We start from the raw sequence: 23,205 nt of genomic DNA on the forward strand, positions 1-23,205 counted from the left end.
ATTCCAACTCCAACATAATTGTTGACAATCCTGTCAACGACGACCCCTCATCATGTCATGACGAGCACCAATGACAAGACGGCCCCCGCCAAACTGGCCCCGCGCGGCATGCGCCGCAATCTCGCCAGCTATGGCGATCCGGGTTTTTCGCTGTTCCTGCGCAAGGCCTTCATCAAGGCGGCCGGCTTTTCCGACGATGCGCTCGACCGGCCGATCATCGGCATCACCAACACCTTCAGCGACTTCAACCCCTGTCACGGCAATGTTCCGCGCCTGATCGAGGCGGTGAAGCGCGGCGTCATGCTCGCCGGCGGCCTGCCGATGGAGTTCCCGACCGTCTCGATCCACGAGTCGTTCTCGAACCCGACCTCGATGTTCCTGCGCAACCTGATGGCGATCGACACCGAGGAGATGATCCGCGCCCAGCCGATGGATTCGGTCGTGCTGATCGGCGGCTGCGACAAGACCGTGCCGGCGCAGCTGATGGGCGCGGTCTCGGCCGATATCCCCGCGATCCAGCTCATCACCGGCCCGATGCTGGTCGGCCATCACAAGGGCGAGATCCTCGGCGCCTGCACGGATTGCCGCAGGCTCTGGGGCCAGCACCGGGCCGGCACGATCGACGAGGCCGAGATCGAGGTCCTGAGCGGCAGGCTCGCGCCGACGCAAGGCACCTGCATGGTCATGGGCACGGCCAGCACCATGGGCTGCCTGGTCGAGGCGCTCGGCATCGCGCTGCCCGGCACCGGCACGATCCCAGCGACCCATGCCGACCGCATCCGCGCCGCCGAAGCCAGCGGCAGGCAGGCCGTCGCGTTGGCCAAGGGCGGCGAGAGCTCACGTGGATTGCGGCCGAGCGAATTGCTGACCGAGACCGCCTTCCGCAACGCCATGGTGGTGCTGCAGGCGATCGGCGGCTCGACCAACGGGCTCGTCCATCTCGCGGCCATCGCGCGGCGCGCCGGCTTGAGCATCGATCTCGAGGAGTTCGACGCGATCGGCCGCGCCGTGCCGGTGCTGATCGATCTGAAGCCGTCGGGCGATCATTACATGGAGCATTTCCACTGGGCCGGCGGCGTGCCGAAGCTGATGAAGGAGCTGCGCGCGCATCTGGCGCTCGACGCCATCACCATCAGCGGCCAGACCATCGGCGAGATCGCGGAGGCTGCCGAAGAGGTGCCGAACCAGACGATCATCCGCAGCGCCGCAAACCCGCTCAAGCAGACCGGCGGCATGGCCGTGCTGCGCGGCAACCTGGCGCCGGGCGGCGCGGTGATCAAGCATTCGGCCGCCTCTCCTGCCCTGCTCCAGCATACCGGCCGGGCCGTGGTCTTCGACTCCGTCGAGGACATGGTGACGCGCATGGATGATCCCGCGCTCGATGTCAGCGCCGATGACGTGCTCGTGCTGCGCAATGCCGGCCCCAAGGGCGCGCCCGGCATGCCCGAGGCCGGCTATCTGCCGATCCCGAAGAAGCTGGCCCAGGCCGGCGTCAAGGACATGGTGCGGATTTCGGATGCCCGCATGAGCGGCACCGCCTTCGGCACGATCGTGCTGCACATCACGCCGGAATCGGCGGTGGGCGGCCCGCTCGGGCTCGTCCGCGACGGCGACCTGATCAGGCTCAACGTGCCCGCCCGCCAGATCGAACTCTTGGTCGAGGCGGCCGAGCTCGACCGCCGCAGGGCAGAATGGCAGGCGCCCGCCCATCTCAGCGAGCCCTCGCGCGGCTATCGCGGGCTCTATCTGAAAAGCGTCCTCCAGGCCGACGAAGGCTGCGATTTCGACTTCTGCTGACCGGCCGCAGCGCGGCTCAAGACAAGCGATGCAGGGCCGGACGAACCGGCCCGCAGCCCAACCCGGAGGACACTGCCCGATGCTGAAACGCGCCTTTCTCGGCGGCACGCTCGCCGCTCTCTCGCTTGCCGGTCTCTCGCTTGCCCTTGCCGGTCCCGCAGGCGCCCAGGCCTATCCGCAACGGCCGGTCACGCTGCTCGTGCCCTATGCGCCGGGCGGGGCGACCGACATCATCGGCCGCGTCATCGCCGAGGAACTCTCGCAGACGATCGGCCAGCGCGTCATCGTCGAGAACCGCGCCGGCGCAGCCGGCAGCGTCGGCGCGGCTGCCGTCGCCCGCTCCCAGCCCGATGGCTATCTGCTGCTGATGGGCGCGCTCACCAGCCACTCGATCAATATGGGGCTGCAGGCCAAGCCCGGCTTCGACCTGAAGAAGGATTTCGCGCCGGTCACCCTCGCCGGCACGGTCGGTCTCGCGCTCGTCGTCCACCCCTCCGTACAGGCGAAGACGGTCCCCGAGCTGATCGCGCTCGCAAAGGCCAAGCCCGAGGACTTCAACTACGCCTCCTCCGGCAATGGCTCGCCGCAGCATCTGGCCGGCGAGATGTTCAATGCGCGCGCCGGGACGAAGCTCGGTCATGTGCCCTATCGCGGCAGCGGCCCGGCGATGACCGACATGATCGGCGGCCAGGTCAAGGTGATGTTCGACACGATTCCCTCCGTGCTCCAGCATGTGAATGCGGGCTCGCTGAAGGCGATCGCCACCACCGGCCGCGAGCCCTCGCCCTTCATGCCGGATTATCCGACCGCGATCGCGCAGGGGCTGCCCGATTTCGAGATCGGCTCCTGGTTCGGGGTGCTCGCCCCGGCCGGCACGCCGCAGCCGATCATCGACAAGCTCAACGCCGAGATCGTCAAGGCGCTGAAGAGCCCCAAGGCGCTGGAAGCGATGAAGCTGCAGGGCGTGACGCCAAAGCCCGGCACGCCGACGGAGGCCGCCGCGCTGATCGACAGCGAGATGCAGAAATGGAGCGACCTGATCAAGGCGACCGGGCTCAAGCCCGAATAGCGGCGCGTGCCCTGCCCCCGCGTCGCGCCGGGGCAGCCGACCCCGACATCCATCGCGGCGCCCGGCGCTCCATGATGGAATGAGAATCGGCGCGGCGCTGGATGTTTAGCCCCGGCATGGGCGTCAGTTCGTGCCGGCGATGATCTCAAAGGGCTCGCCGCGCCTCACGCGCTCGAGCTCAGCATAGACAGACGCGTATCCGACCCGCCTGGCCCATAGCGCGGTTTCAGCCTTTGCGAACGCGTAGTTTCTGGTCAATTGCCGGTCGTCCGGAACGAAGAATTCACGGGGCGACCGCAGCGCCCGCACGGATTTCGTCTCGACATTTGCCCCGCCCGGCATGTCGTAGTCCGGCCTGAAATCAACCTGCATCGCAAGGCCCTCGTCGAACCATGTCGGGAGGTCGGTGTATCTGGCCCAGATTCCGATCCGATCGGCGATTTCGGCATGCATCAATTCATGCGCGACGACGTCGATGGTCTGCCCTTTGGGTCCGATCAGAACACAGGTTCTTGCGCCGATGAACTCGGTGCTGCCGTAGACGTTGAGCCGGAACGGCCAAAAGCCTGTCGCGTCATTGAAGAACACGACGATCGGGGCCGATCGAGGTTCTCCAAAGATCTCTCCGATCCTGCCCTTGGCGTCTGACAGTAGGCGCTGAACCGTCGCTGGGTGATCTGGATCGGACGCGCTGTACTCGACCAAAGTCCCGTCATGCAGCCGGCTCAGCGGCATGATGCCGGAGGCGGCACAGAGCGCGGCGCCGGGGTTTGCGACAGCATAGCCGGTCACGCCAAGCCCGGACGCGAAGACGAGGGCAGCAAGAACCGTCGAAACCTTAGGGCGCAAGATCGACTCCCATGGGTGGAACCACCAATCAGACCTGTTCGTCGAAAAATCCTGCCGCGAATAGCGACGACGACATATTGAGCAAAGCAGTCGTGACGGAACAGCGCAAACAGTGACCTCTACGTCACGGCCCTCCAAAACGGCATCTGGCGGGACTGTGCGATGTCTCGGCGGCCGTCTATTCGTCAACCTTGGTTGACATGACCGTTGCCGTCAGCGAGAGTTGACGAATGGATGGCCTCGGTAAACTGCCGACTCCGGATGAACCTGAAGAGGCATTGGCCGCTGTGGTGGCCCTGCGTCATTTGGCTGACCAGTTGGAGCGGCAGGCAGTCAGGTCGGCCCTGCGCCAAGGCTGGTCCTGGGCGAAGATCGCCCAGGCGCTGGGCGTTACCAAACAGGCCGCTCACAAGCGGCTGTCCAGCATCTCAGCGGCGGATGATTCCACGTAGGAGTTTTCAGTGCTCGATAAGATCAGGAAGCGCATCGCAACCATGGGCACGATCAAGACCCTGTGCGAGGAAGCGGAAAAGCACGCCTTGCGCGAAGGCATCCCCAAGCCTGGCGCCGAGCATTTCCTGCTCGCCGCGATTGATCTGCCGGATGGCACGGCGAAGCTGGCTTTCGCGAAGCTTGGAGCGGACGCCTCGGCTTTCAGGGCAGCGATCCAGCGCCAATATGAAGATGCGTTGGGCCGTATCGGGCTTGATCCGCAAGCGCTCGCTCGTCCCTCCCCGGAGAACGCGACCGGCGAACGTCACGGCGTCTACAGCGCCGCCGCGTCTGGTCAGGAGGTGATGCAGGCCCTGGCCGCCGACAGGACGAGGCACAAGCCCTTGCTCGGAGCCCATGTCATCGTCGCCGTTGCCGAGATCGAGCACGGTGTCGCCGCGCGCGCATTGCGCGCGATGCAGATCGACCGCGCCGCGCTGAAGCGAGCCGCCGAGGCTGTCATCGAAGTCTCTTCTGCGGTCCAACAGCGCTCGGCCTAGCCGACCCGTTCGCACGTCCCTTCCGTTCGGGGTCATGGCGGCTCCGGCAGAAGGGCAGCCGGGGTGCCGTAAACTCAGTGCCCACTCAGGGACTGAAGTGGCGGATCGCGTGGGATTCGAACGGCCATGCCCAGGTCGCTTGCTGCCTGTCGCTTTCGCTGGATAGATCGACTCTGTGGAATTCTCATGTGGGCGTGACTGCAACGCCCCAGACCGCAAACCTATGCGCATTCCGCCCACGTGGATCGCTTCGCCATTGGCCATTTCGCTGCTCGGCCTGACCATTGGCGCAAGGGCGGCAGGGCTTGGTCACCTTGTGTTCGATGCTGTTGGCCAGGCAAACGCAGTTGAACATCTGCGGGCCCACTGCTGAAAAACGCCATCGGGTTCTGCGACAGGTGTGATCGACTTAGCGTCACGGCTCCTCCGGCATCGTCACCGACGATGGGCGTCCTGATGCCCCGGCGATGCCGGCCAATGATCGTTTTGCTACGACCAAAGTTCGATTGTTGCCGTATTTGCCTGTGCCTAGGTTGGCCCATGTGGCAAGCGAGGACTGTGTTATGTCAGCCGATGCTTTTGCCGTCGCCGGTATCGTGGCCGTATTGCTTCCAACCCTATACTTTCTCATCGCGTCGCCGACCTTCCTTCTCGGAAATTTCGACGACCCGGTTGTCACCTGGCTGTTGCGGGGCCTGTTCAGCGTTCATTTCCGATTGATCTGCATTGGCTCGGTCATTGGAATTGTCGCCTTCATGATAGCCGGCCGTCCGATTTTCGCTCTCGGCCTGGCGGTGATAGCGAGCTTGGCGCTCGCGATACGGAGTTGGTTCCTGCGGAACATCGATGCCGAACTGTCCGCCCGCGACGCCGGCGATGCGCAGGCGGTCCATCGACTGCGCGGACTGCATTGGCGGGCCATGGCGTTCAACGCCACGCAGTTTGTCGTGATCGTCGCCGTTACGCCGCTTGTATTCGGCACGTCGATTTGAGCGGCCAGTCCTGGCTTAAGCCCAAACATCCAAGCGCATCACCCAAGCGCTGGCCGACCGCGACTGCCGGCAGCGCTTTGCGGATCGCGGGGATTCGAACTGCTCTATCCAAGTCGTTCGCTGGCTGTAGCTTTCGCCGAACTGTAGATCCCCCTCTATCCGTTCGGACGGAGGGGCGGCGATCCAGCTCCTTGTCCAGGCATCGGATTTTTGCGGAGAGCCGGATTCCCCTTTTCGATGCGATGCTCTAGGCCCGAAGCGGTGGCGCCAGCGCGAGCTTGCGGCCCTCAACGCTGCCCTTGAGAGCGAGAGCATCATGACCAACCCCATCGAGCGCATCGCCATTGTCGGCGCCGGCATGATCGGCGCGAGCTGGGCGGCGCTCGCCTCGGCTCATGGCGTCGCTGTCGCGGCTTACGACCCCTCGCCTGCAGCCGAGGAGAAGTTCTTCGCCTATGTCGAGCGCGCGCGTTCGCAGCTCGCCGAACTGGGGCTTGCCGGCGTGGGTGCCCTCAGCTTTTCGACCAGGCTCGGCGCGGTGCTGGACGGCGCACAGTTCATCCAGGAGAACGGCCCCGAGAATGAGGCCGTGAAACGGCAGTTGCTGAGCCAGATCGACGCCCAGACGGCGCCGGATGCGATCATCGCCAGCAGCACCTCGGCCCTGCTGCGCAGCGCCATCGTCGCCGAGTGCAGCCGGCCCGAGCGCATCATCGTCGCCCATCCCTTCAACCCGCCGCATCTCGTGCCCTTGGTCGAGATCATCGGGGCCGATGAGGCCATCATTGCTCGCGCCAGCGCCTTCTATCGCGCGCTCGGGCGCAGGCCCGTGGTGCTGAACCGGGAAATGCCGGGCCATATCGCCAACCGGCTGGCGTCTGCGCTCTATCGCGAGGCGGTCCATCTGGTCGAGCAGGGCGTGGCCAGCGTCGCCGATATCGATGCCGCGCTCTGCCATGGGCCGGGTCTGCGCTGGGCCCTGATGGGCCCGCATATGACCTATCATCTCGGCGGCGGCGATGGCGGCATCAAGGGCTATCTCGCCCATCTCGGGCCGAGCCAGCTCAGACGCTGGGAATCGCTCGGCCAACCCTCCCTCAGCGATGAGGTACAGCGCCGGATCGTGGAGGGGGTCGCAGAGGAGAGCGCCGGCCGCTCGATCGCAGAGCTGGAGGCGCGCCGGGACGAGGGCCTGCTGGCGCTGCTGAAATCGCGCAAGCTGGTGAGCGAATAGGCTCCGCCCAAAGCTCTGCTCGGGGCGATCATCGTGATCCATGTCATCGGCGCGAACACCAGGGTTGGCGCCGAAATGTGAGTCATTCCGGCCGTTTGGGCTGAGATCATCACGTTCCAGTCGAAGGATCAGATTGCCGGCATCTCCGTCGTATCGGTTGCGACGCGGCAAAAAACCCTCTCGTCAAAGATCAGCGCGCGAGGCGAGCGCACGCCGCCCCAACCCTTCGTTGAACCGTTGGGCCGGCATGTTGCCTGCCCCCGTCGTCCATTCCATCCAATTGCAGCCCGGAGGCGGTCCGGGCTCACCGCCGCGAGCGGCGCTGCCGGGGATCAGGTCCGCGAGAACGCAAGGGCCCTGCCCCGCCTCAGGGCTTGGGTGGCAGGTCCGGCCGGCGACGGTCGTGGCTGTTGTCGGCGTAGTAGCTGCGCTTGTCCTCATACATCAGCCGGTCGGCCCGTTTCACCAGCTGCTCCATCGTCTCCCCCGGTTCGGAGGTGGCCATGCCGAGCGACAGGCTGAGCGCCGTGTCGCCATGAAACTGGTTGTTGAGCTCGATCAGCTGCTGGACATTGGCCAGAACCAGGCCCGCCTCGCCCGTGCCGGCGCCCGGCAGCACCACCGCGAATTCGTCGCCACCGATCCGCGCTGCGAAGAGCGGCTTGTCCACGGCCTTGGCCAGCACCTCGCCGGCGCGGCGCAGCAGATCATCGCCGGCGCCGTGGCCGTATTCGTCATTGACGCGTTTCAGGCCGTTGAGATCGATCAGCATCAGCGAGACGCGCTGCATGCGCTTGCGTTCGAGGCGGTTGAGCTCGTCGACATAGAAGGAGCGGTTGTAGAGCTTGGTCAGCACGTCGTGCTTGCCCAGGAATTCGAGATAGGCCTCGGCCTTGCGCCTTGCCGTGATGTCGGTCAGCGCCACCTGGACCAGCGACCAGCTCTGTTCATGGCCCGGCAGCACCGAGAACTGCAGATGCAGGTAGAGCAAGGTGCCGTCGAGCTTGTAGTTCACCACCTCGCGCTGCTGGAAGATCTTGCCGTTCCAGAGATCGATGAGCTGCTCGCGGAACGGGACGCGCATCTCGTCGCGGAAGACATCGTCGAGATTGTCGAGCAGATGGGCCTTGTCGCGCGCCGCGAAGAGTTCGAGCGTGTGGCTGTTGACGTCGATCACCCTGATCTCGTGCATGCAGCGATCGATGAATTCGGGATGCACCTCGGTGAAGACGCGCAGATCCTCGATGCCCTGCTCGCGCAAATCGTCGAGCAGGGCTTTGACATGGCGGAAATCCTCGACCCAGAGCGAGACCGGCGAATGGTCGAACAGGCCGCGCGCATAGGCCTCGCTCGCCACCAGCTCGCGCCGCGCCTGCTCGCGCTCGGTGATGTCGTCGATGGCGACCAGCACCCGGTCCCAGCTCGTCTCATGCCCCGGCAGGATGCGCCCGTTGATCTGGACGTCGAGGCGGCTGCCCGACAGCGTGTAATTGACGGTGCGGCTGCTGAAATCGAGCTTGCCCTCCCAGAGCTGGACCAATTCGTCGACATGGCTCTTCAGCATGTCGGCCCGGAAGACCTGGTGGAGATTGGCCATCAGGTGCGCGGTGTCGTCGGCGCCGAACAGGGTCAGGGTCTGCTGGTTGACCTTAAGCAGGCGAATGCGGCTGGAGCAGGCCTTGACGCGCTCGATATCGGCTTCGAGGAAGCCGCGCAGATCGCTGACGCCCTGCGCCCGCCATTCCGCGAACAGCGCCTGGATGCCGCTGTAATCCTCGAGCCAGAGCGAGACCGGCGCGAGATCGAACATATGCCGGTCATCTGAGGCAACAGGGGAGATGGCAGGGGGCACGCTTGTCATCGACCATTCCAATTCCGGCTTGCCCGGAGGGCTTGAGCCGCCGATCGCCAGGGCAGGCAAGCCTGATTCGTTGGGGACTATGATACCGCAAGTGGCAGCGCAGGTTCGCCCGTCGCGTCGCGGCCCGGTCAACCTGCCGAAAGCCGACCTGACAGATGTCGGTCCTTGCGCCAATGAGCGGACCTTCGTGACCTGCCTGCACCCCGCGACGGAAACCGGTTCGCAGACTGTCCCACGGGACAGTTTTCCAGCTTGAAACTCCTGCGGATATCAAGCGAAAAGCGAAGCAGCCCCAAGAAGGCGTCCGAGGTTAGTTCCAGATTATAACGATGGAGTTCGCCGTGCTGAAACGATGCGTCGCCGTGGTGTTCATTCTTCTCGGGCCAGTCGGCTGTATGACACAAGATACCGTTCCCAGTAAAAGAGCGGATGGGCCGGCCTACATGCAGCCAGGCCTTGGCTCGCCTGCTCGTCAGACCGACATGTTTGGAAATTCCCTTCGTTAGGTGAAGACGGGCGCAGGGTTTCGAGCTCCCGTTGGCGGCCTTGGGCCGGGGGCGATTGCTCAGTGCGACTCGCCCATGATGCCGTCGATACCCGCTGCCAGGGCCTCCCGCGAGATCTCGCCGGTATGGAGCGAGGCCAGCGTGCCGTCGCGGCGCAGGAACAGCGTCACCGGCAGGCCAGGCGCAGCGTAATGGCGCGACAGCGCCATCGCGGCATCGAGCAGGACATGGTCGAGCTTCAGCCGGTCGGCCAAGAGATAGCTCCGGACCCTCTCGGCGCTCTCGCCCTGGTTCACGAAGATGAAGCCGACATCCGCGCGCTCGGCCGCTTCCCGCGCCAACATCGGCATCTCCCGGCGACAGGGTGGGCACCACGTCGCCCAGAGATTGAGAACGAGCGGCTTGCCCTCGAAGTCGCGGATCGAGCGGAAGTCGCCGTCCAGGGTCGCCATGCGGGTGACCGGCGCCTGCTGGCCATAGGTCGCCTTCGTCAGCTCCAGCGTCACCAGTCCGACGAGGCCGGCGACCAGCACCGCCCCGGCTGCGCCGGCGGCAAAGCGAACCGACCGGACATAGGCCGCGCTGACGAGCGCCATCCCGAGCAGCCCGGCGGGGGTCGAGAATCCGCCTTGCCAGATCGCCAGCATGCGCCATGGCTCCTCGGCAAAGCCCGGCCAATGCAGGACGACATGGCCGAGGCGGGCAGCGGCGATCGCGGCAAGAACCGCCGACGACGCCCATGCGTTCAAACGGGCGTCAATGCGCCTGGACAGGAGCGCGGCTGCCATCAGCAGGGTCGCGATCGCGAGGATCGCGGCGAAGCGGTCCGGGGCGAAGACGAAAGGACCGATGCTGACCGCGTTCATCCGGTTGCGCTCCTGCTCTCGCGCTGTAAGGCCAGCCGATCCGAGGGCCGGCTCCGGCGGCATCGGGTAGGCGCCTTAAGCCAGGCTTAAGCTCAGTTTCCTCTCGGGCTTCGCACGCAAGAGAGCAAGGCATCGTTATGACGCAAGACGACATCCGGCAGGCCGGCAGGCCCGCGAGCCCGATTCTGGATCGCCGCCAGGTCCTGCTGGGCAGCCTGCTCATGGGCGGCTCGGCCGGGGCGATCTCGTTGTTGCCGCCGCAGGCGCTGGCGGCTCCGCCCCCCTTCGTGACCGAAGCCGGCGGGCAATTCATCGAACTCGACCCGCGCGAGGATGTCTCGGCCATCGCGCTCACGGATTTCAAGGGCCGGCCCCGGTCGTTCGCGAGCTATCGTGGCCGTCCCTGTCTCGTGGCCTTCTGGGCGAGCTGGTGCCCACCCTGTCTTCGCGAGCTGCCGATCCTGCATCGCCTGCAGCAGAAACGCGATCTCGGTTTCGCCTTGGTCCCTGTCTCGATCGACCGCGATGTGGCCGCGGCCCAACGGCTCATCGACCGGTTGGGCCTGCGCGGCTTTGCAGGCTTCATCGACCGCGAAGGCATCGTCGCGTCGGGTCCGAAATCGCAGGTGCAGACGCCATTCCAGCTCTACGGGATGCCGATGAGCTATGTCGTCGATGCCAGGGGCAGGACGGCCGGCCATCTCGCCGGCGCCGCGGACTGGGGCACGCCGGAGGCGATCCGGTTCATGCACTATTTCGCGCGCGAGGGCTGACCCGGACGTACTTCGCCCGCATACTGGAGCCTGTTGGCTTCGACGTCATGGGAGATGCCCGAAGAACAGGCGGACGAACGAAAGGACCAAGGTCTCGACCCGCACCAGGCCCCACGGCGCGCTCGCCGTTCGAGGCCCTCCGCCTGGCGTCAAAGTGCCACGGGCAGGAACTTGCGAGACCGTCATAGATTAAATGTTCGGGGGCTGTCGTCGACGACCTCCGCCGACGTGGGATGGTTGCCATGATCGAGAGAGACGGCGATGTATTCCGTTTATTTTCAGAGGATTACCTAAGCTTTTCACAGGAGGAGATGAGCCTGCGGGAATACCTCCTGGCCTGCCGCGAAGACAAATCGATGTATGCCTCCGCCCCTGAGCGGATGGTCGACGCGATCGGCGCGCCAAAGCTTTTCGATACGAGCCAGGACGAGCGCCTCGGCCGGATATTCTCCAACCGGACGGTCAAGCTCTACCCGTCCTTTACCGATTTCTTCGGCATGGAGGATACGATCGAGCGAATCGCCGGCTATTTCCGCTACGCATCGCAGGGCCTGGAGGAGCGCAAGCAGATCCTCTATCTGCTGGGCCCCGTCGGCGGCGGAAAATCCTCCCTCGCGGAGCGGCTCAAGAAGCTGATGGAGGAGCGTCCCTTCTACACGCTCAAGGTCGGAGACCGGATCAGTCCCGTCTTCGAATCCCCGCTGGGCCTGTTCCGTCCCGATCGGATGGGCGATCTCTTCGAGGACAAGTACGGGATCGCGCGGCGCCGACTGACCGGCCTGATCTCGCCCTGGGCGGCGAAGCGGCTCGACGAGCTCTCGGGCGACATTTCCAGGTTCAGCGTCGTCAAACTGAATCCCTCGCGCTTGCGGCAGGTCGGCATCGCGAAGACCGAACCGGGCGACGAGAACAATCAGGATGTCTCGACCCTCGTCGGCAAGGTCGATATCCGCCAGCTCGAACACTTCAGCCAGTCGGACCCGGACGCCTATTCCTACAGCGGCGGACTGAACCGGACGACGCAGGGCCTGCTCGAATTCGTCGAGATGTTCAAGGCGCCGATCAAGGTGCTGCATCCCCTGCTGACCGCGACCCAGGAGGGCAGCTACAACGGCACCGAGAACTTCGGAGCCTTTCCTTACCAGGGCATCGTCCTGGCTCACTCCAACGAGTCCGAATGGCTCCAGTTCAAGAACAACAAGAACAACGAGGCGTTCCTCGACCGCATCCTGGTGGTCAAGGTGCCCTATTGCCTGCGCGTCACCGAAGAGCGGCAGATCTACGAGAAACTGCTGCGCGAGAGTGAACTGGCCGGCAGCCCCTGCACGCCGGAAGTGCTCGACATCCTCAGCCGCTTCACGGTCTCGACCCGCCTGGCCGAGTTCGAGAACTCGCCGCTCTATACCAAGATGCGCGTCTATGACGGCGAGAACCTCAAGGAAGTGGAGCCAAAGGCGAAGGCCATCCAGGAGTATCGCGACGCCGCCGGGGTCGACGAGGGCATGACCGGCGTCAGCACGCGCTTTGCCTTCAAGATTCTCTCGCAGACCTTCAACTACGACACCGGGGAACTGGCCGCCGACCCCGTGCACCTGATGTACATCCTGGAAGGCGCGATCAAGCGCGAGCAATTCCCCAAGGAGACGGAAGCGGCCTATCTCGACTTCATCAAGTCGGAGCTCGCGACGCGCTATGCCGAGTTCATCGGCCACGAGATCCAGAAGGCCTATCTGGAATCCTATGGCGAATACGGCCAGAACCTGTTCGACCGCTACATCGCCTATGCCGACGCCTGGGTCGAGGATCAGGACTACAAGGACCCCGATACCGGCCAGCTCCTCAACCGGCAGGTCCTGGACAATGAATTGTCGCAGATCGAAAAGCCGGCGGGCATCGCCAATCCCAAGGACTTCCGCAACGAGGTCGTGAAGTTCACCTTGCGGGCCCGGGCCAGGAACCATGGCCGCAACCCGTCCTGGACCAGCTATGAGAAGCTGCGCCAGGTGATCGAGAAGCGGATGTTCGGGCAGGTCGAGGATCTGCTGCCCGTCATCAGCTTCGGCTCGAAGCAGGACAGCGTGACCGAGAAGCGCCATCAGGGTTTCGTTCAGCGCATGGTCGAGCGTGGCTATACCGAGCGCCAGGTCCGGCGCCTGGTAGACTGGTACATGCGCGTGAACAAGGCAGGTTGAACGCGGCCGGAGCGTGCCATGCCGATCTTCATCGACCGCCGCCTGAACCCGAAGGACAAGAGCCTGGGCAATCGCCAGCGCTTTCTGCACCGCGTGCGCGCGGACCTGAAGCGCAGCGTCCAGGAACAGATCCGGGCCGGCAAGATCGCCGATGCAGACGGGGCGCACGCCGTTTCGCTCCCGGCGAAGAGAACGAGCGAGCCACGCTTCCGCGATGCGGGGGACAGCGGCCGGCGGCACCATGTCCTGCCCGGAAACAAGCATTTCGCGCCGGGGGACCGGATGCCGAAGCCGGACCGGGGCGGCGGATCCGGATCGGGTTCGTCACCCGGCCTGGACGCGTCCGAGGACGATTTCCGCTTCGTGCTCTCGCGCGAGGAGGTGCTCGATCTGTTCTTCGAGGATCTCGCGCTTCCCGACATGGTCAAGCTCAATCTCAAGGAGATCGTCGCCTTCAAGCCGCGGCGGGCCGGCTTCTCGGCGAGCGGCTCGCCGACGAACATCAACATCGCGCGCACCATGCGAAACAGCTATGGCCGCCGCATCGCCCTCCAGCGGCCCAAGCGCGAGGAGATCGAGGCCATCCTGCGCGAACTGGCCAGGATCGAGGCCGACGAGCCAGGCGCCGCCCGGGCCGACGTCGCAGCCCTGCGCGCCGAACTCGACCGGCTGGAACGCCGGCGCCGGGTGATTTCCTTCGTCGACCCGGTCGATATCCGCTTCAACCGTTTCGACGCGCAGCCTCAGCCCAACGCGAACGCGGTGATGTTTTGCCTGATGGACGTCTCAGGCTCGATGGGCGAACGCGAGAAGGACCTGGCCAAGCGCTTCTTCGTCCTGCTGCATCTGTTCCTGAAGCGGCGCTACGATCGCACGGACATCGTCTTCATCCGCCATACCCATATGGCGCAGGAGGTGGACGAGGACACCTTCTTCTTCAGCATGCAGAGCGGCGGCACCGTCGTTTCCACGGCTCTGGAGGAGATGCAGCGCATCATCGCGCAACGCTATCCCAGCCGGGAGTGGAACATCTACGCCGCCCAGGCGTCGGACGGCGACAATCTCGCGACCGACTCCAGGCACTGCCTCAGACTGATGGACGGCGAGATCATGCGCCTGTGCCAGTATTTTGCCTATGTCGAGATCATCGACGAACGCGAGAGCGAGATCTTCGGCTCCACGGACAACGGCACCTCGCTCTGGCGCGCCTATCTCACGGTCAAGGAGCGATGGCCGAATTTTGGCATGAGCCGCATCGCCAGGGCCGCCGACATCTACCCGGTCTTCCGGCATCTCTTCACCCGCCAACCGGCGCAGCAGCGCAAGTGAAGGAAGCGACGATGGCGAGGCAAGCGCCCCGATCCGATCTGCTGTTCTCCGGCTCGGACTGGAACTTCGCCACCTTGTCGCATGCCTACGACGTCATCGAGGCGGTGGCGAAGGAGGAGCTCCGGCTCGATGTCTACCCGGTGCAGATGGAGATCATCTCCTCGGAGCAGATGCTCGATGCCTATTCGTCCATCGGCATGCCGCTGATGTATCGACACTGGTCGTTCGGCAAGCACTTCCTCCGCCAGGAACTGCTCTATCGCAAGGCCGGTCGCGGCCTCGCCTATGAAGTGGTGATCAACTCCAATCCCTGCATCGTCTATCTGATGGAAGAGAACACCATGGCCCTGCAGGCCCTGGTGACCGCGCATGCCGCTCTTGGCCACAACCATTTCTTCAAGAACAACTACCTGTTCCAGCAATGGGCCGATGCCAGCGCGATTCTCGGCTATCTCGATTTCGCCAAGGGCTTCATCGCTCGCTGCGAGGAAAGGCATGGCATTGCCGCCGTCGAGGCCATTCTCGACGCTGCCCATGCACTGATGGAACAGGGCGTGTTCCGCTATCGCCGCCCTCCCCGGCTCTCCTCCGAAAGGCACCGCGAGGGGCTTCGCGAGCGGCTGGAATACGAAGAGCGTTCCTATAACGACCTATGGCGCACCGTCCCGCGCCTGGTGGATGACGCCAAGCCCGACGAGAGCGGGGCCTCGATCGCCGAACGGAAAAACGCTCTCAAGCTCCCCGAGGAAAACCTGCTCTATTTCCTGGAGAAGAACAGCCTGATCCTCCAGCCTTGGCAGCGCGAGATCCTGAGGATCGTCCGGGTCATCGCGCAGTACTTCTATCCCCAGCGGCAGACGCAGGTGATGAACGAAGGCTGCGCGACCTTCGTGCATTACACGATCATGAATTCGCTGTTCGACCGCGGCCGGATCAGCGAGGGCGCCATGCTGGAAATCCTGCGCAATCACTCGAACGTCATCTTCCAGCCTGCCTTCGACGATCCCCGCTTTTCCGGCATCAACCCTTATGCCCTGGGGCTGGACATGATGCAGGACATCCAGCGTATCGTGACCGAGCCGACCGCGGAGGATCGCGACTGGTTTCCCGAGATCGCGGGAACCGGCGACTGGCGCACGATCCTGCTCGACGCCTGGGCCAACCACCGCGACGAATCCTTCATTCGCCAGTATCTCAGCCCGGCCCTGATCCGGAAGTGGCGGCTGTTCTTGCTCTCCGACGCCGCGAACGACTCGTTCTACAGCGTGGCTTCGATCCATAATGAGCGCGGTTACGCGTCCATACGCACGGCCCTGGCCCAGAAATACGACATCGGAGCGAGCCATACGGACATCCAGGTCGTGGATGTCGACCTGCTCGGCCAGCGGCATCTGCGCCTGCAGCACAAGGTCAATGACGGCATCCTGCTGGAAAGCGCCGGCTGCGATGCGACGCTGCGCCATGTCCATGAGCTTTGGGGCTATGAGGTCAGCCTGGAAGGCGTTGACGCGCAGACGGGGGTCACGGTCTTCGAACGGTCCAGCCGTCAGCTTGCCGGATCGCCATAGCTGATATGCAGCGGGACGCGCATTGTGCTGCGTCCCCAGGCCACCGAGGCGACCCGTTCCAACACTTTCGCTGGTTCAGCGCCCATTTTGCTGGAACTGTTCGGCGTGCGTCGGCGCCAGACGCTGGTGCGCGCCGTGAGCCCGGCGCAATGGCGCCACGCGTGCCGCCCAGGGGGAGAACGCTTGCGCCGCGACGGGGCCGGAGGCACAGGTGGCGCCGAGCCGAAGGTCATGAAGACCCCATGATGAGGAAATGCCAGTGCAGCGCGATCACGCCTCCGAAATTGCCGCGATCACCCACCATCCGGCCTTCAAGGAGGCCGTCAGGGTGCTCGAAGCCGAGCATGACCGCACCATTGCCGACATCATCACGCTGACCGAGATTCCCGCGCCCCCCTTCAAGGAAGAGAAGCGCGCCGCCGCCTATCTGGAGATGCTGAAGGCGCATGGCCTGGAGGATGTCGAGCAGGACGAGATCGGGAATGTGATGGGCCTCCGGCGCGGCACCGGCAACGGCGGATTGATCGTGGTCGCCGCCCATCTCGATACGGTTTTCCCGGAGGGAACCGATGTCACCGTGCGCCGTGAGGGCACGAAGCTCTTTGCCCCGGGCGTCGGCGACGACACCCGCAGCCTTGCCGTGCTCCTGGCCTTCGTGCGCGCGATGGACGCCGCCGGGGTCCGGACCCGCAACGATATCCTGTTCGTGGGGGATGTCGGCGAGGAAGGGCTCGGCGACCTGCGTGGCGTCCGCCATCTCTTCAGCAAGGGCCGCTATCGCGACAAGATCGCAGCCTTCATCACCGTCGACAGTCCGCAGGTGGAGAAGATCGTCGTCGGCGGCGTCGGCTCGAAGCGCTATTCCGTCAGGTTCAAGGGGCCGGGCGGGCACAGCTTCCAGGCCTTCGGCATCGTCAACCCGATGTATGCCATGGCGCAGGCCATTGCGGAGCTTGGCCGCATCCAGGTGCCGGCGACGCCGCGCACCACATTCTGTGCCTCCATCGTCGGCGGCGGCTCATCGGTCAACGCCATCCCCGAGGAGGCCTGGGTCGATATCGACCTGCGCTCGGAATCGGCAGAGGAGCTTGCCAGGCTGGACGCGCGCTGCCGCGAGATCGTGGCCGCGGCGGCGGACCAGGAGAACGCGACACGCTCGACCAGCGAGGGCGCGATCACGGTCGAAATCAGGACCTTGGGCGACCGTCCTGCGGGCAACACGCCAGTGGACGCCGATATCGTGCAATACGCCACCGCAGCGCTTCAGGCCCAAGGCTTTGCGCCCAGGCACGAAGCCTCCTCCACCGACGCGAATATTCCGATGAGCCTCGGCATCCCGGCGATCAAGATCGGTTCGGGCGGCACCGGCGGCAGGGCCCATTCCCTCGGCGAGTGGATCGATGTCGAAAAGACAGCGAGCATATCGGGCATGACGGCGAGCCTCGCCACGATCCTGGCCACGGCGGGCTTCCCGACCGCGTGAATGCTCTGGTCGCCCGGTCGTGGCCGTTGCATTTGATCCTGCGGCTCGACCGGTTGCGATTGCGCGGACAGAATGGCGCCACGGGCGAGTTCCAGCCCGGCACTGCCGCCGGGACACTCAGGGCACGCGCCAGGCGCCGGGCCAAACGGGCCGCAGGTCAGGTCGCCTGACCGCGGCGCCAGCACCGCGCCGTCACATCCGTTTCGCTCCAGAGGCGATCTCAGCACCGGCTTCCCCAACGGCACCTCCCCGTTGCGGACATGTCGGCGACGAGGCATGAAGTCCCTTTCGAGGCATGGGGACGGCGCCTGCCTTGCCGGCGGTTTGCGGGATGAGGCGGAGCGGCCACGCGCAGGTTCCGGGCCGGACTCCGCTCATGGTTCCGCCGTGCCTACCCGCCCGAGCGCGGCGTCAGCCTCCACCACGGGATCGTTGAAGGTCCAGCGGGGGATCGTGCGCATGCGGTCGAGGCCGGCGAAGACCGCCGCAAAGCCGCCATCCGGCGAAACCTCGCGGAGAGCGGCATCGAACGCCTGGCCGAACCCGTTGAAGCCGTCGGCCCCCACTTCGCAGAGATGGATCTGGTTCCAGTCGATCGCCAGCGCCGGATCGCGGTAGAGCACGGCCGCCGTCTCCATGGTCCTGAACGTCTCGATCCTGTTCGCCTGGACGAGCCTCGCGGCGGCCGGGCCGATATATGTCCGCATGATCTCCCGGTATTCGCCGAGAGAGGAAGCGTGCACCTCGATATATTCCAGCGACGCCTGCCGCTCGGGCCGATCGGCTGAGCCCTGCCAGTTTCGCGGCAGGACGAAGGCCGAGGGGGTGGTCAGGAGAATCTCCGCGCGCAGTACCCGGATCTGCGGCGGTTGCTGCTTGACTACGAGCTCGGCAATGGCGTCGGCAGGAACGATATCTTGGAAGTAGCTCAGTTCGAGATGGCTCCAGACAGCCGCTTCCGAAGCGTTCCGAAAGACCGAGCGATGCCGATAGAGCGCCTGCCCGAGGCAGGTTTCCCCAAAGCGCGCCCAGTCGACGACGCCGTCCCTGAGTTCGGCCTCCGCTCCGGGATCCGCTTGTATCGTCCGGGCAAGGACCACGAGGCGCTCGCCGGGCTCGATCCGGGCCAGTTGCCACCCGTCAAGGGAATCGACACGTTCAGCCATTGGACGCCTCAGTTCAAAACCCATCCGAAAGGGTCGAGCGGCGGGGCAATCGTGGACCCCAGCCCCTGCCGGCAGGATAGTCGCGCGGGACTTCGATACGAAATGGAGTTATATCGATGAGCCTTCGGGAAGGCGAAGAGCGACTGCTTCCGAACCAAGTGAGACGTTCGCGGCAAAGCGCCAGACCGTGAAAGATGGCCCATTCCGCACTTTGACAGCGTCCGCTGTCGGGCGTCCTGGTTCATGAACAATCCGGCGTTAGCCAGTCGCCATTGCGGGCATTGTCCTTGAGGTCAATGTCGCAGGTTCGAATCGTATCGGGCGCGGGAATTCCGAGCGTCACGAACTGCTCTAAGCGGTCTTCGAACATCTTGTCCGGCGTGATGGCGTAGGTGTAGCCCATGTCAGAACTCCGATTGCGTTTGATGACGGCCGGGCCGACCCTGGGACGCAGCTGTCTTGAACAATGCCTGAGAGGTGGGACGGCTGAACAAGAGGTCCAGTATTGCCCTCGACCGTTCCTGTTGACCTGGTCGGCACGTCGCAAGATCGAACACAGACAGGCCGATGAAGAGTGCGTGCAACATCTCGACGTCTGTATCGGTGGCCGGCAGGCCGAGTTTCATCAGAAGGCCGGCAAATTCGGAATGCAGGATTTTCGTCAGGTCGTTGAAGAGCTGCCGAACCTCGGGCTCCCTCTCCGAAGCCTGATTCAGCGCGACGAGCACGCGCGTTCTCTCATGTCGGCCGGTCACTGCGGCAATCGCGGCCGCCGCTTCGCCCACGGATGATATGCGGGCGATGACGGCGCGAGCGGCCTCGGCCTGGGCGTCGAACGCAGCCCGCGCCACGGTGGTGACCAGGCTGGTGCGCGTCGGATAATAATAGGTCAGATGGCTCTGGCGGAGGCCCGTGCGCGCCGCGATCTTCGGTTGGGTGAGACCGGGAAGCCCCTCCTCGGCAAGGAGCGCCAAGCCGGCCTCGACGATTTGATTGCGACGATCCTCGGCGGGCTTTTTCATTTCAGGACTCGGGCGTCCTGGCGAAAATACGGCCGTGACCGGACGAGAAGCATGCAGATCGGAAATGCGAGAGTCAGCCCACCGATGAGAAGCCCCAGACCTATGTCACCAACGCTCGCGATACCGGTGGTCCAGGCGGTCCAGAACGTGATCGCGCCGAGCGGCAGGAAGAACAGGACCGCGGTAACGAGACCGGGCGAAAACCGGCCGCGCGTACGAATGAATGGGATGATGTGCATCAGGATGCCGTTGATAAGCATCAGACCGGCCCAGCCGAGCGGAGCGAGCGGGAGCGTGGCGGCCAACATGGCCTGTGCGATGCCGAGGGCAACGACGACACCGTTCGTCACGTAGAAGTCGGACCATTCGGTCGGCAGGCCGAGCACGGCGTGGGACCAGCCGCGCCAGTCAAGGGTATACTCCTCCAGGATGTGGGCCGCGTAGGCGGCCATGCCAAGCCAGGCCAGCATTGTCATCGTCATAGGTGCGCTCCTCAGGGGATAGGATCGTTCGGCAGCCGTATTTGGTATATATACCAACCAACAACGGCAGACAATCGACGAGTTGGCGTTTATGTCCTATGCACATGGGACTTCGGGCGCACGGCGGGCTGTCACCGTAGAAATTACACAGTGATTACAATCGTGTAGGTGTGCCCAATTTCATTTCGTCCGGCGCGCCGTTCTCGCTTCATCAACGAACTGGTTCGCGTCAGAACCCGTTTCAAGACATGGTTGGGAGCACGCACTGGGACCAGCGCGCCCTCGCTGCGGCGATCCTTGGTCAGAATTGGCGGATCGGCTGTTTCGAACCAGGACCGCGGCGCGTGCGCTGATGCCCTACAGTGTTGGAGGTTTACCAGCGCCGACCGTAGTACCCCACAACCGGTCGGTTATTGAAGTATGCGGCGCGGCGAATGCCCGCACCAAGGACAGGTCGGCCATAGTAGCCGCCGCCATAGTAACTTCCACCGTAGTAACCGCCGCCATAATAGCCGCTACCGGCATAGTAAGTTGAGGGCGGCGTGTTGTAATAGACGTTTTGGGGATAGCCGCTCACGATTCCCGGATCGCAATATCCGCTGCCGGAATATATGGTGGTGGCATAGGAAGCGTCGCTATAGCCGCCATTTGTATTATAGCCGTATGCAGCGGGAGCGGCGTAGCCATAGCCTGAACCGTAGCCGCGGCCGTAATAGGCAGCTCCTGCTGCGAGACCGACACCGGCTGCGAGCGCCCGGCCACCGTAGTAACGGTTGCCGTAGTAACCGCCACGATATGCCGCCCCACGGTACGCTCCACGGTATCCGGCACGGTACGCGCCACGGTATCCAACGCGATAGCCACCGCCAACGGCCGTGCCTCGGTATCCACCTGCGCCGATACCACGGTGCTGGGCTTCGGCATCACTCGCGGTGAAGGCAAGACTGCCGATGCCGACCAGAGCGACAACAGGGAGTGCAAGGAGCGCATTCATGACGTCACCTGTGTCAAAGCCCGCCACTGGATCGCCGACGCGCGGCTGGGCTTGCCCGCGAGGCAATTTGATGAATTCCTTAACGGAATGATAACATGGTTGTTTCGATGTGTCTCAGAGGGGCATAGCCACGCCGGGCTACCCTCCGGCAAAACCGCGACATTCCGAACGTCCGCAAATGGGGCCAGGGATGCGCAGGAGGGGTAGCGCGCCTCCAATGCCCCGACGCCCTCCCCTCACGCACATCTGAGCTCGTGCGCGTCGGACAATCCGGCCCTGAATCGAGCGTTGCTGCGACGAAATCGGCCGGGCCTGGTCTGGCCCGGCCAGCCGTGCTGGGGCCGCGCTCAGTTCCCCGACGGCAGCGGGATGGTGATCCCCTCCTTCGACAGGACGTCGCGGACACTCTGGAATTTCTCATAGTCGGACAGCGTCATCGGCCCGGCATAGCTTGCGCTCTGCAGCTTGCGCGGCGGGTACTGCACATAGGTCTTCATCAGCTTGTTGATGGCCGCGGAGATGGTCACCATTGTCCAGGTGCGCTCGGTATAGTTGTTCATGAAGATGTCGTAGCGCTCCTGGGGATCCTGCCAGAGGTCGAAGACCTGCGGCACGGTGGCGACATATTTCTCCGCGCCCTTCCAGCCGAGATTGCTGTCGACCGCCAGGCCACCCGTCGGTGCGCCATTGTCGCCGCGCAGGTTAAAGACGGCCTTGTAGTTACCGATGCGTGCCGCGCCCGGAGAGAGCTCGTTCTCGGTGAAGTAGAACCACTCGTTGCGTGGCGAAGGGCCGGTTCCGAACAGCACGGGCGACAGGTCGTAGCTGTCGAAGATGATCGGCTGGTTGGCGCGATCCTGCGTCGGCAGCCGCACCCCGCCGACCGAAGCGAAGGTCGCCATGAGATCGAGACCGCCGGTCATTTCATGGTTCTTGGAGTTGGGAGCGATCTTGCCCGGCATCCAGGCGATGGCAGGAACGCGGTTGCCGCCTTCGCGAACCGTGCCCTTGGTGCCGCGGAACGGGGTATAGCCGGCATCGGGGTAGACGTCCTGCCAGGCGCCATTGTCGGTGGTGTAGAAGACCAGCGTGTTGTTGGCGCGGCCGGAACTGCGCACCTTGTCCATGATCCGCCCGATCCGCGCGTCGAGCTCGACGACGGAATCCGCGTATTTGCTCTTCGACATCGACTTATGGATGTAGTCGGGATGCGGCATGTTGGGCTGGTGCACCTTCATGAAGTTGATGCTCATGAAGATCGGCTCTGGCGAATTCGCGTTGCGGTCGAGATAGTCGAGCGCCGCCTTCTCGACATAGCCGTCGAAGAACGGGATGCCGACGACGCCCTCGGCGCCATTGATCACGGGCGTGTCGACATATTGGCCGTTGATCTTGAACTCCTCGCGCGCCGGCTGCCCGGCATTGCCCGACAGGGCACCCTTCGTCACCCGCTGGAACATCGCCCGAAGCTCGGGTGACATGTCCGGGAACCAGGTCGGGTCCGCGTAGGTGTAGGCGTTGAGATGATAGAGGCCGCAATATTTCATCTCGTCGTAGCCCTGGGCATTGGGCAGCGCGTAATCGGCCTCTCCCAGGTGCCATTTGCCGGTGAAGAAGGTCTTGTAGCCACCGGTCTTGAGCACCGAGGCCAGCGTCCACTCGGCTGCCGGCAACCCGCCGCCCTCGCCCTGGAAGGCGACGGTCGTCATGCCGCTCCGGTTCGGGATGCGGCCCGTCTGCATGGCGGCGCGGCCGGGCGTGCAGCTTGGCTGCGCGTAGAAGGAGAAGAACGTCATGCCCTCCGCCGCCAGCTTGTCGATATTGGGGGTCGGCATGCCGCGGCCGATGCCGCCGCCATAGGGGCCAAGGTCGCCATAACCGGTGTCATCCGAGACGATCATGATGATGTTCGGGCGCTGCTGTGCCGCCGGCGCCGGTGTCGGGGCTGGTTGCGTCTGGGCCGCCGCCATCCCGCCGAAGGCGAGCGATGTCAGTGCGGTCGCGCCGAAAAGCGCCGCGCCGTAGCGCTC

20 protein-coding genes are annotated in these 23,205 nt (G+C 64.4%); 11 read left to right on the forward strand and 9 right to left on the reverse strand.

All coding sequences use genetic code 11. The annotated features are described in order from the left end of the window. Nucleotides 1-57: 57 nt before the first annotated feature. Both BIWAKO_RS29520 and BIWAKO_RS29525 read left to right on the forward strand, forming a co-directional pair. Entirely contained in the window at nucleotides 58-1,797 is a 1,740-nt protein-coding gene (locus tag BIWAKO_RS29520; protein ID WP_069881678.1) for an IlvD/Edd family dehydratase, read from the forward strand. Between the two features lie 79 nt (nucleotides 1,798-1,876). Continuing rightward, entirely contained in the window at nucleotides 1,877-2,866 is a 990-nt protein-coding gene (locus BIWAKO_RS29525) for a Bug family tripartite tricarboxylate transporter substrate binding protein (RefSeq protein WP_069881679.1), read from the forward strand. A gap of 123 nt (nucleotides 2,867-2,989) precedes the next feature. Here BIWAKO_RS29525 and BIWAKO_RS29530 read toward each other — a convergent pair whose 3' ends face one another. Next, the gene (locus BIWAKO_RS29530; RefSeq protein ID WP_069881680.1) at nucleotides 2,990-3,715 is read right to left on the reverse strand and encodes a hypothetical protein; all 726 of its coding nucleotides are present in this window, start codon (nucleotides 3,713-3,715) and stop codon (nucleotides 2,990-2,992) included. A 230-nt stretch (nucleotides 3,716-3,945) separates the two neighbouring features. Between BIWAKO_RS29530 and BIWAKO_RS29535 the strand changes: the two genes are divergently transcribed. From BIWAKO_RS29535 to BIWAKO_RS29550, 4 genes are all read left to right on the forward strand, one after another. After that, nucleotides 3,946-4,167 (forward strand): hypothetical protein, encoded by a 222-nt coding sequence (locus BIWAKO_RS29535; RefSeq protein ID WP_069881681.1) that lies wholly within the window; start codon nucleotides 3,946-3,948, stop codon nucleotides 4,165-4,167. Between the two features lie 9 nt (nucleotides 4,168-4,176). Next, nucleotides 4,177-4,707 carry a Clp protease N-terminal domain-containing protein gene (locus BIWAKO_RS29540; RefSeq protein WP_141740286.1) on the forward strand — a complete coding sequence of 177 codons (531 nt, stop codon included), beginning with the start codon at nucleotides 4,177-4,179 and terminating at the stop codon, nucleotides 4,705-4,707. Nucleotides 4,708-5,174: 467 nt separating this feature from the next. Further along, nucleotides 5,175-5,699, forward strand: a complete 525-nt coding sequence (locus BIWAKO_RS29545) for a hypothetical protein (RefSeq protein WP_244523582.1) — start codon at nucleotides 5,175-5,177, stop codon at nucleotides 5,697-5,699. 316 nt (nucleotides 5,700-6,015) lie between these two features. Beyond that, complete coding sequence (locus BIWAKO_RS29550; protein WP_069881683.1) at nucleotides 6,016-6,933, forward strand: 3-hydroxyacyl-CoA dehydrogenase NAD-binding domain-containing protein; 918 nt, start codon at nucleotides 6,016-6,018, stop codon at nucleotides 6,931-6,933. 367 nt (nucleotides 6,934-7,300) lie between these two features. On the opposite strand, the gene BIWAKO_RS29555 is transcribed toward BIWAKO_RS29550, so the two are convergent. Then, nucleotides 7,301-8,794: a sensor domain-containing diguanylate cyclase gene (locus tag BIWAKO_RS29555; protein WP_069882908.1), complete on the reverse strand. Its 1,494-nt coding sequence runs from the start codon at nucleotides 8,792-8,794 to the stop codon at nucleotides 7,301-7,303. Between the two features lie 565 nt (nucleotides 8,795-9,359). Next, nucleotides 9,360-10,166 carry a TlpA family protein disulfide reductase gene (locus tag BIWAKO_RS29560; RefSeq protein ID WP_069881684.1) on the reverse strand — a complete coding sequence of 269 codons (807 nt, stop codon included), beginning with the start codon at nucleotides 10,164-10,166 and terminating at the stop codon, nucleotides 9,360-9,362. Nucleotides 10,167-10,303: 137 nt separating this feature from the next. On the opposite strand from BIWAKO_RS29560, the gene BIWAKO_RS29565 reads away from it, so the two are divergent. From BIWAKO_RS29565 to BIWAKO_RS29585, 5 genes are all read left to right on the forward strand, one after another. After that, a complete protein-coding gene (locus tag BIWAKO_RS29565; protein WP_069881685.1) occupies nucleotides 10,304-10,939 on the forward strand; it encodes a TlpA family protein disulfide reductase in 636 nt (211 codons plus the stop codon). A gap of 242 nt (nucleotides 10,940-11,181) precedes the next feature. Beyond that, nucleotides 11,182-13,131 (forward strand): PrkA family serine protein kinase, encoded by a 1,950-nt coding sequence (locus BIWAKO_RS29570; RefSeq protein WP_069882909.1) that lies wholly within the window; start codon nucleotides 11,182-11,184, stop codon nucleotides 13,129-13,131. A gap of 18 nt (nucleotides 13,132-13,149) precedes the next feature. Beyond that, nucleotides 13,150-14,460 (forward strand): YeaH/YhbH family protein, encoded by a 1,311-nt coding sequence (locus BIWAKO_RS29575; RefSeq protein ID WP_069881686.1) that lies wholly within the window; start codon nucleotides 13,150-13,152, stop codon nucleotides 14,458-14,460. An 11-nt stretch (nucleotides 14,461-14,471) separates the two neighbouring features. Beyond that, nucleotides 14,472-16,028, forward strand: coding sequence for a SpoVR family protein (locus BIWAKO_RS29580; RefSeq protein ID WP_069882910.1), 1,557 nt, complete (start codon nucleotides 14,472-14,474; stop codon nucleotides 16,026-16,028). A gap of 259 nt (nucleotides 16,029-16,287) precedes the next feature. Beyond that, on the forward strand, nucleotides 16,288-17,511 hold the full coding sequence (locus BIWAKO_RS29585) for a M20/M25/M40 family metallo-hydrolase (RefSeq protein WP_201788666.1): 1,224 nt from the start codon (nucleotides 16,288-16,290) through the stop codon (nucleotides 17,509-17,511). Nucleotides 17,512-17,885: 374 nt separating this feature from the next. On the opposite strand, the gene BIWAKO_RS29590 is transcribed toward BIWAKO_RS29585, so the two are convergent. The 6 genes from BIWAKO_RS29590 to BIWAKO_RS29610 form a co-directional block, all read right to left on the reverse strand. Continuing rightward, nucleotides 17,886-18,677 carry a hypothetical protein gene (locus tag BIWAKO_RS29590; RefSeq protein WP_069881688.1) on the reverse strand — a complete coding sequence of 264 codons (792 nt, stop codon included), beginning with the start codon at nucleotides 18,675-18,677 and terminating at the stop codon, nucleotides 17,886-17,888. 241 nt (nucleotides 18,678-18,918) lie between these two features. After that, nucleotides 18,919-19,080, reverse strand: a complete 162-nt coding sequence (locus BIWAKO_RS36180; RefSeq protein WP_176733438.1) for a hypothetical protein — start codon at nucleotides 19,078-19,080, stop codon at nucleotides 18,919-18,921. Between the two features lies 1 nt (nucleotide 19,081). Beyond that, complete coding sequence (locus BIWAKO_RS29595; protein ID WP_069881689.1) at nucleotides 19,082-19,699, reverse strand: TetR/AcrR family transcriptional regulator; 618 nt, start codon at nucleotides 19,697-19,699, stop codon at nucleotides 19,082-19,084. Then, nucleotides 19,696-20,181: an HXXEE domain-containing protein gene (locus BIWAKO_RS29600; protein WP_069881690.1), complete on the reverse strand. Its 486-nt coding sequence runs from the start codon at nucleotides 20,179-20,181 to the stop codon at nucleotides 19,696-19,698. Before BIWAKO_RS29600 ends, BIWAKO_RS29595 begins: the two co-directional genes overlap by 4 nt. Nucleotides 20,182-20,554: 373 nt before the next feature. After that, on the reverse strand, nucleotides 20,555-21,175 hold the full coding sequence (locus tag BIWAKO_RS36185; RefSeq protein WP_176733439.1) for a hypothetical protein: 621 nt from the start codon (nucleotides 21,173-21,175) through the stop codon (nucleotides 20,555-20,557). Between the two features lie 347 nt (nucleotides 21,176-21,522). Continuing rightward, nucleotides 21,523-23,145 carry an arylsulfatase gene (locus BIWAKO_RS29610; RefSeq protein WP_141740421.1) on the reverse strand — a complete coding sequence of 541 codons (1,623 nt, stop codon included), beginning with the start codon at nucleotides 23,143-23,145 and terminating at the stop codon, nucleotides 21,523-21,525. Nucleotides 23,146-23,205: the final 60 nt, after the last annotated feature.

Origin of the sequence: Bosea sp. BIWAKO-01 (assembly GCF_001748145.1) — a bacterium.
In the GTDB taxonomy this organism is placed as follows: Bacteria; Pseudomonadota; Alphaproteobacteria; order Rhizobiales; family Beijerinckiaceae; genus Allobosea.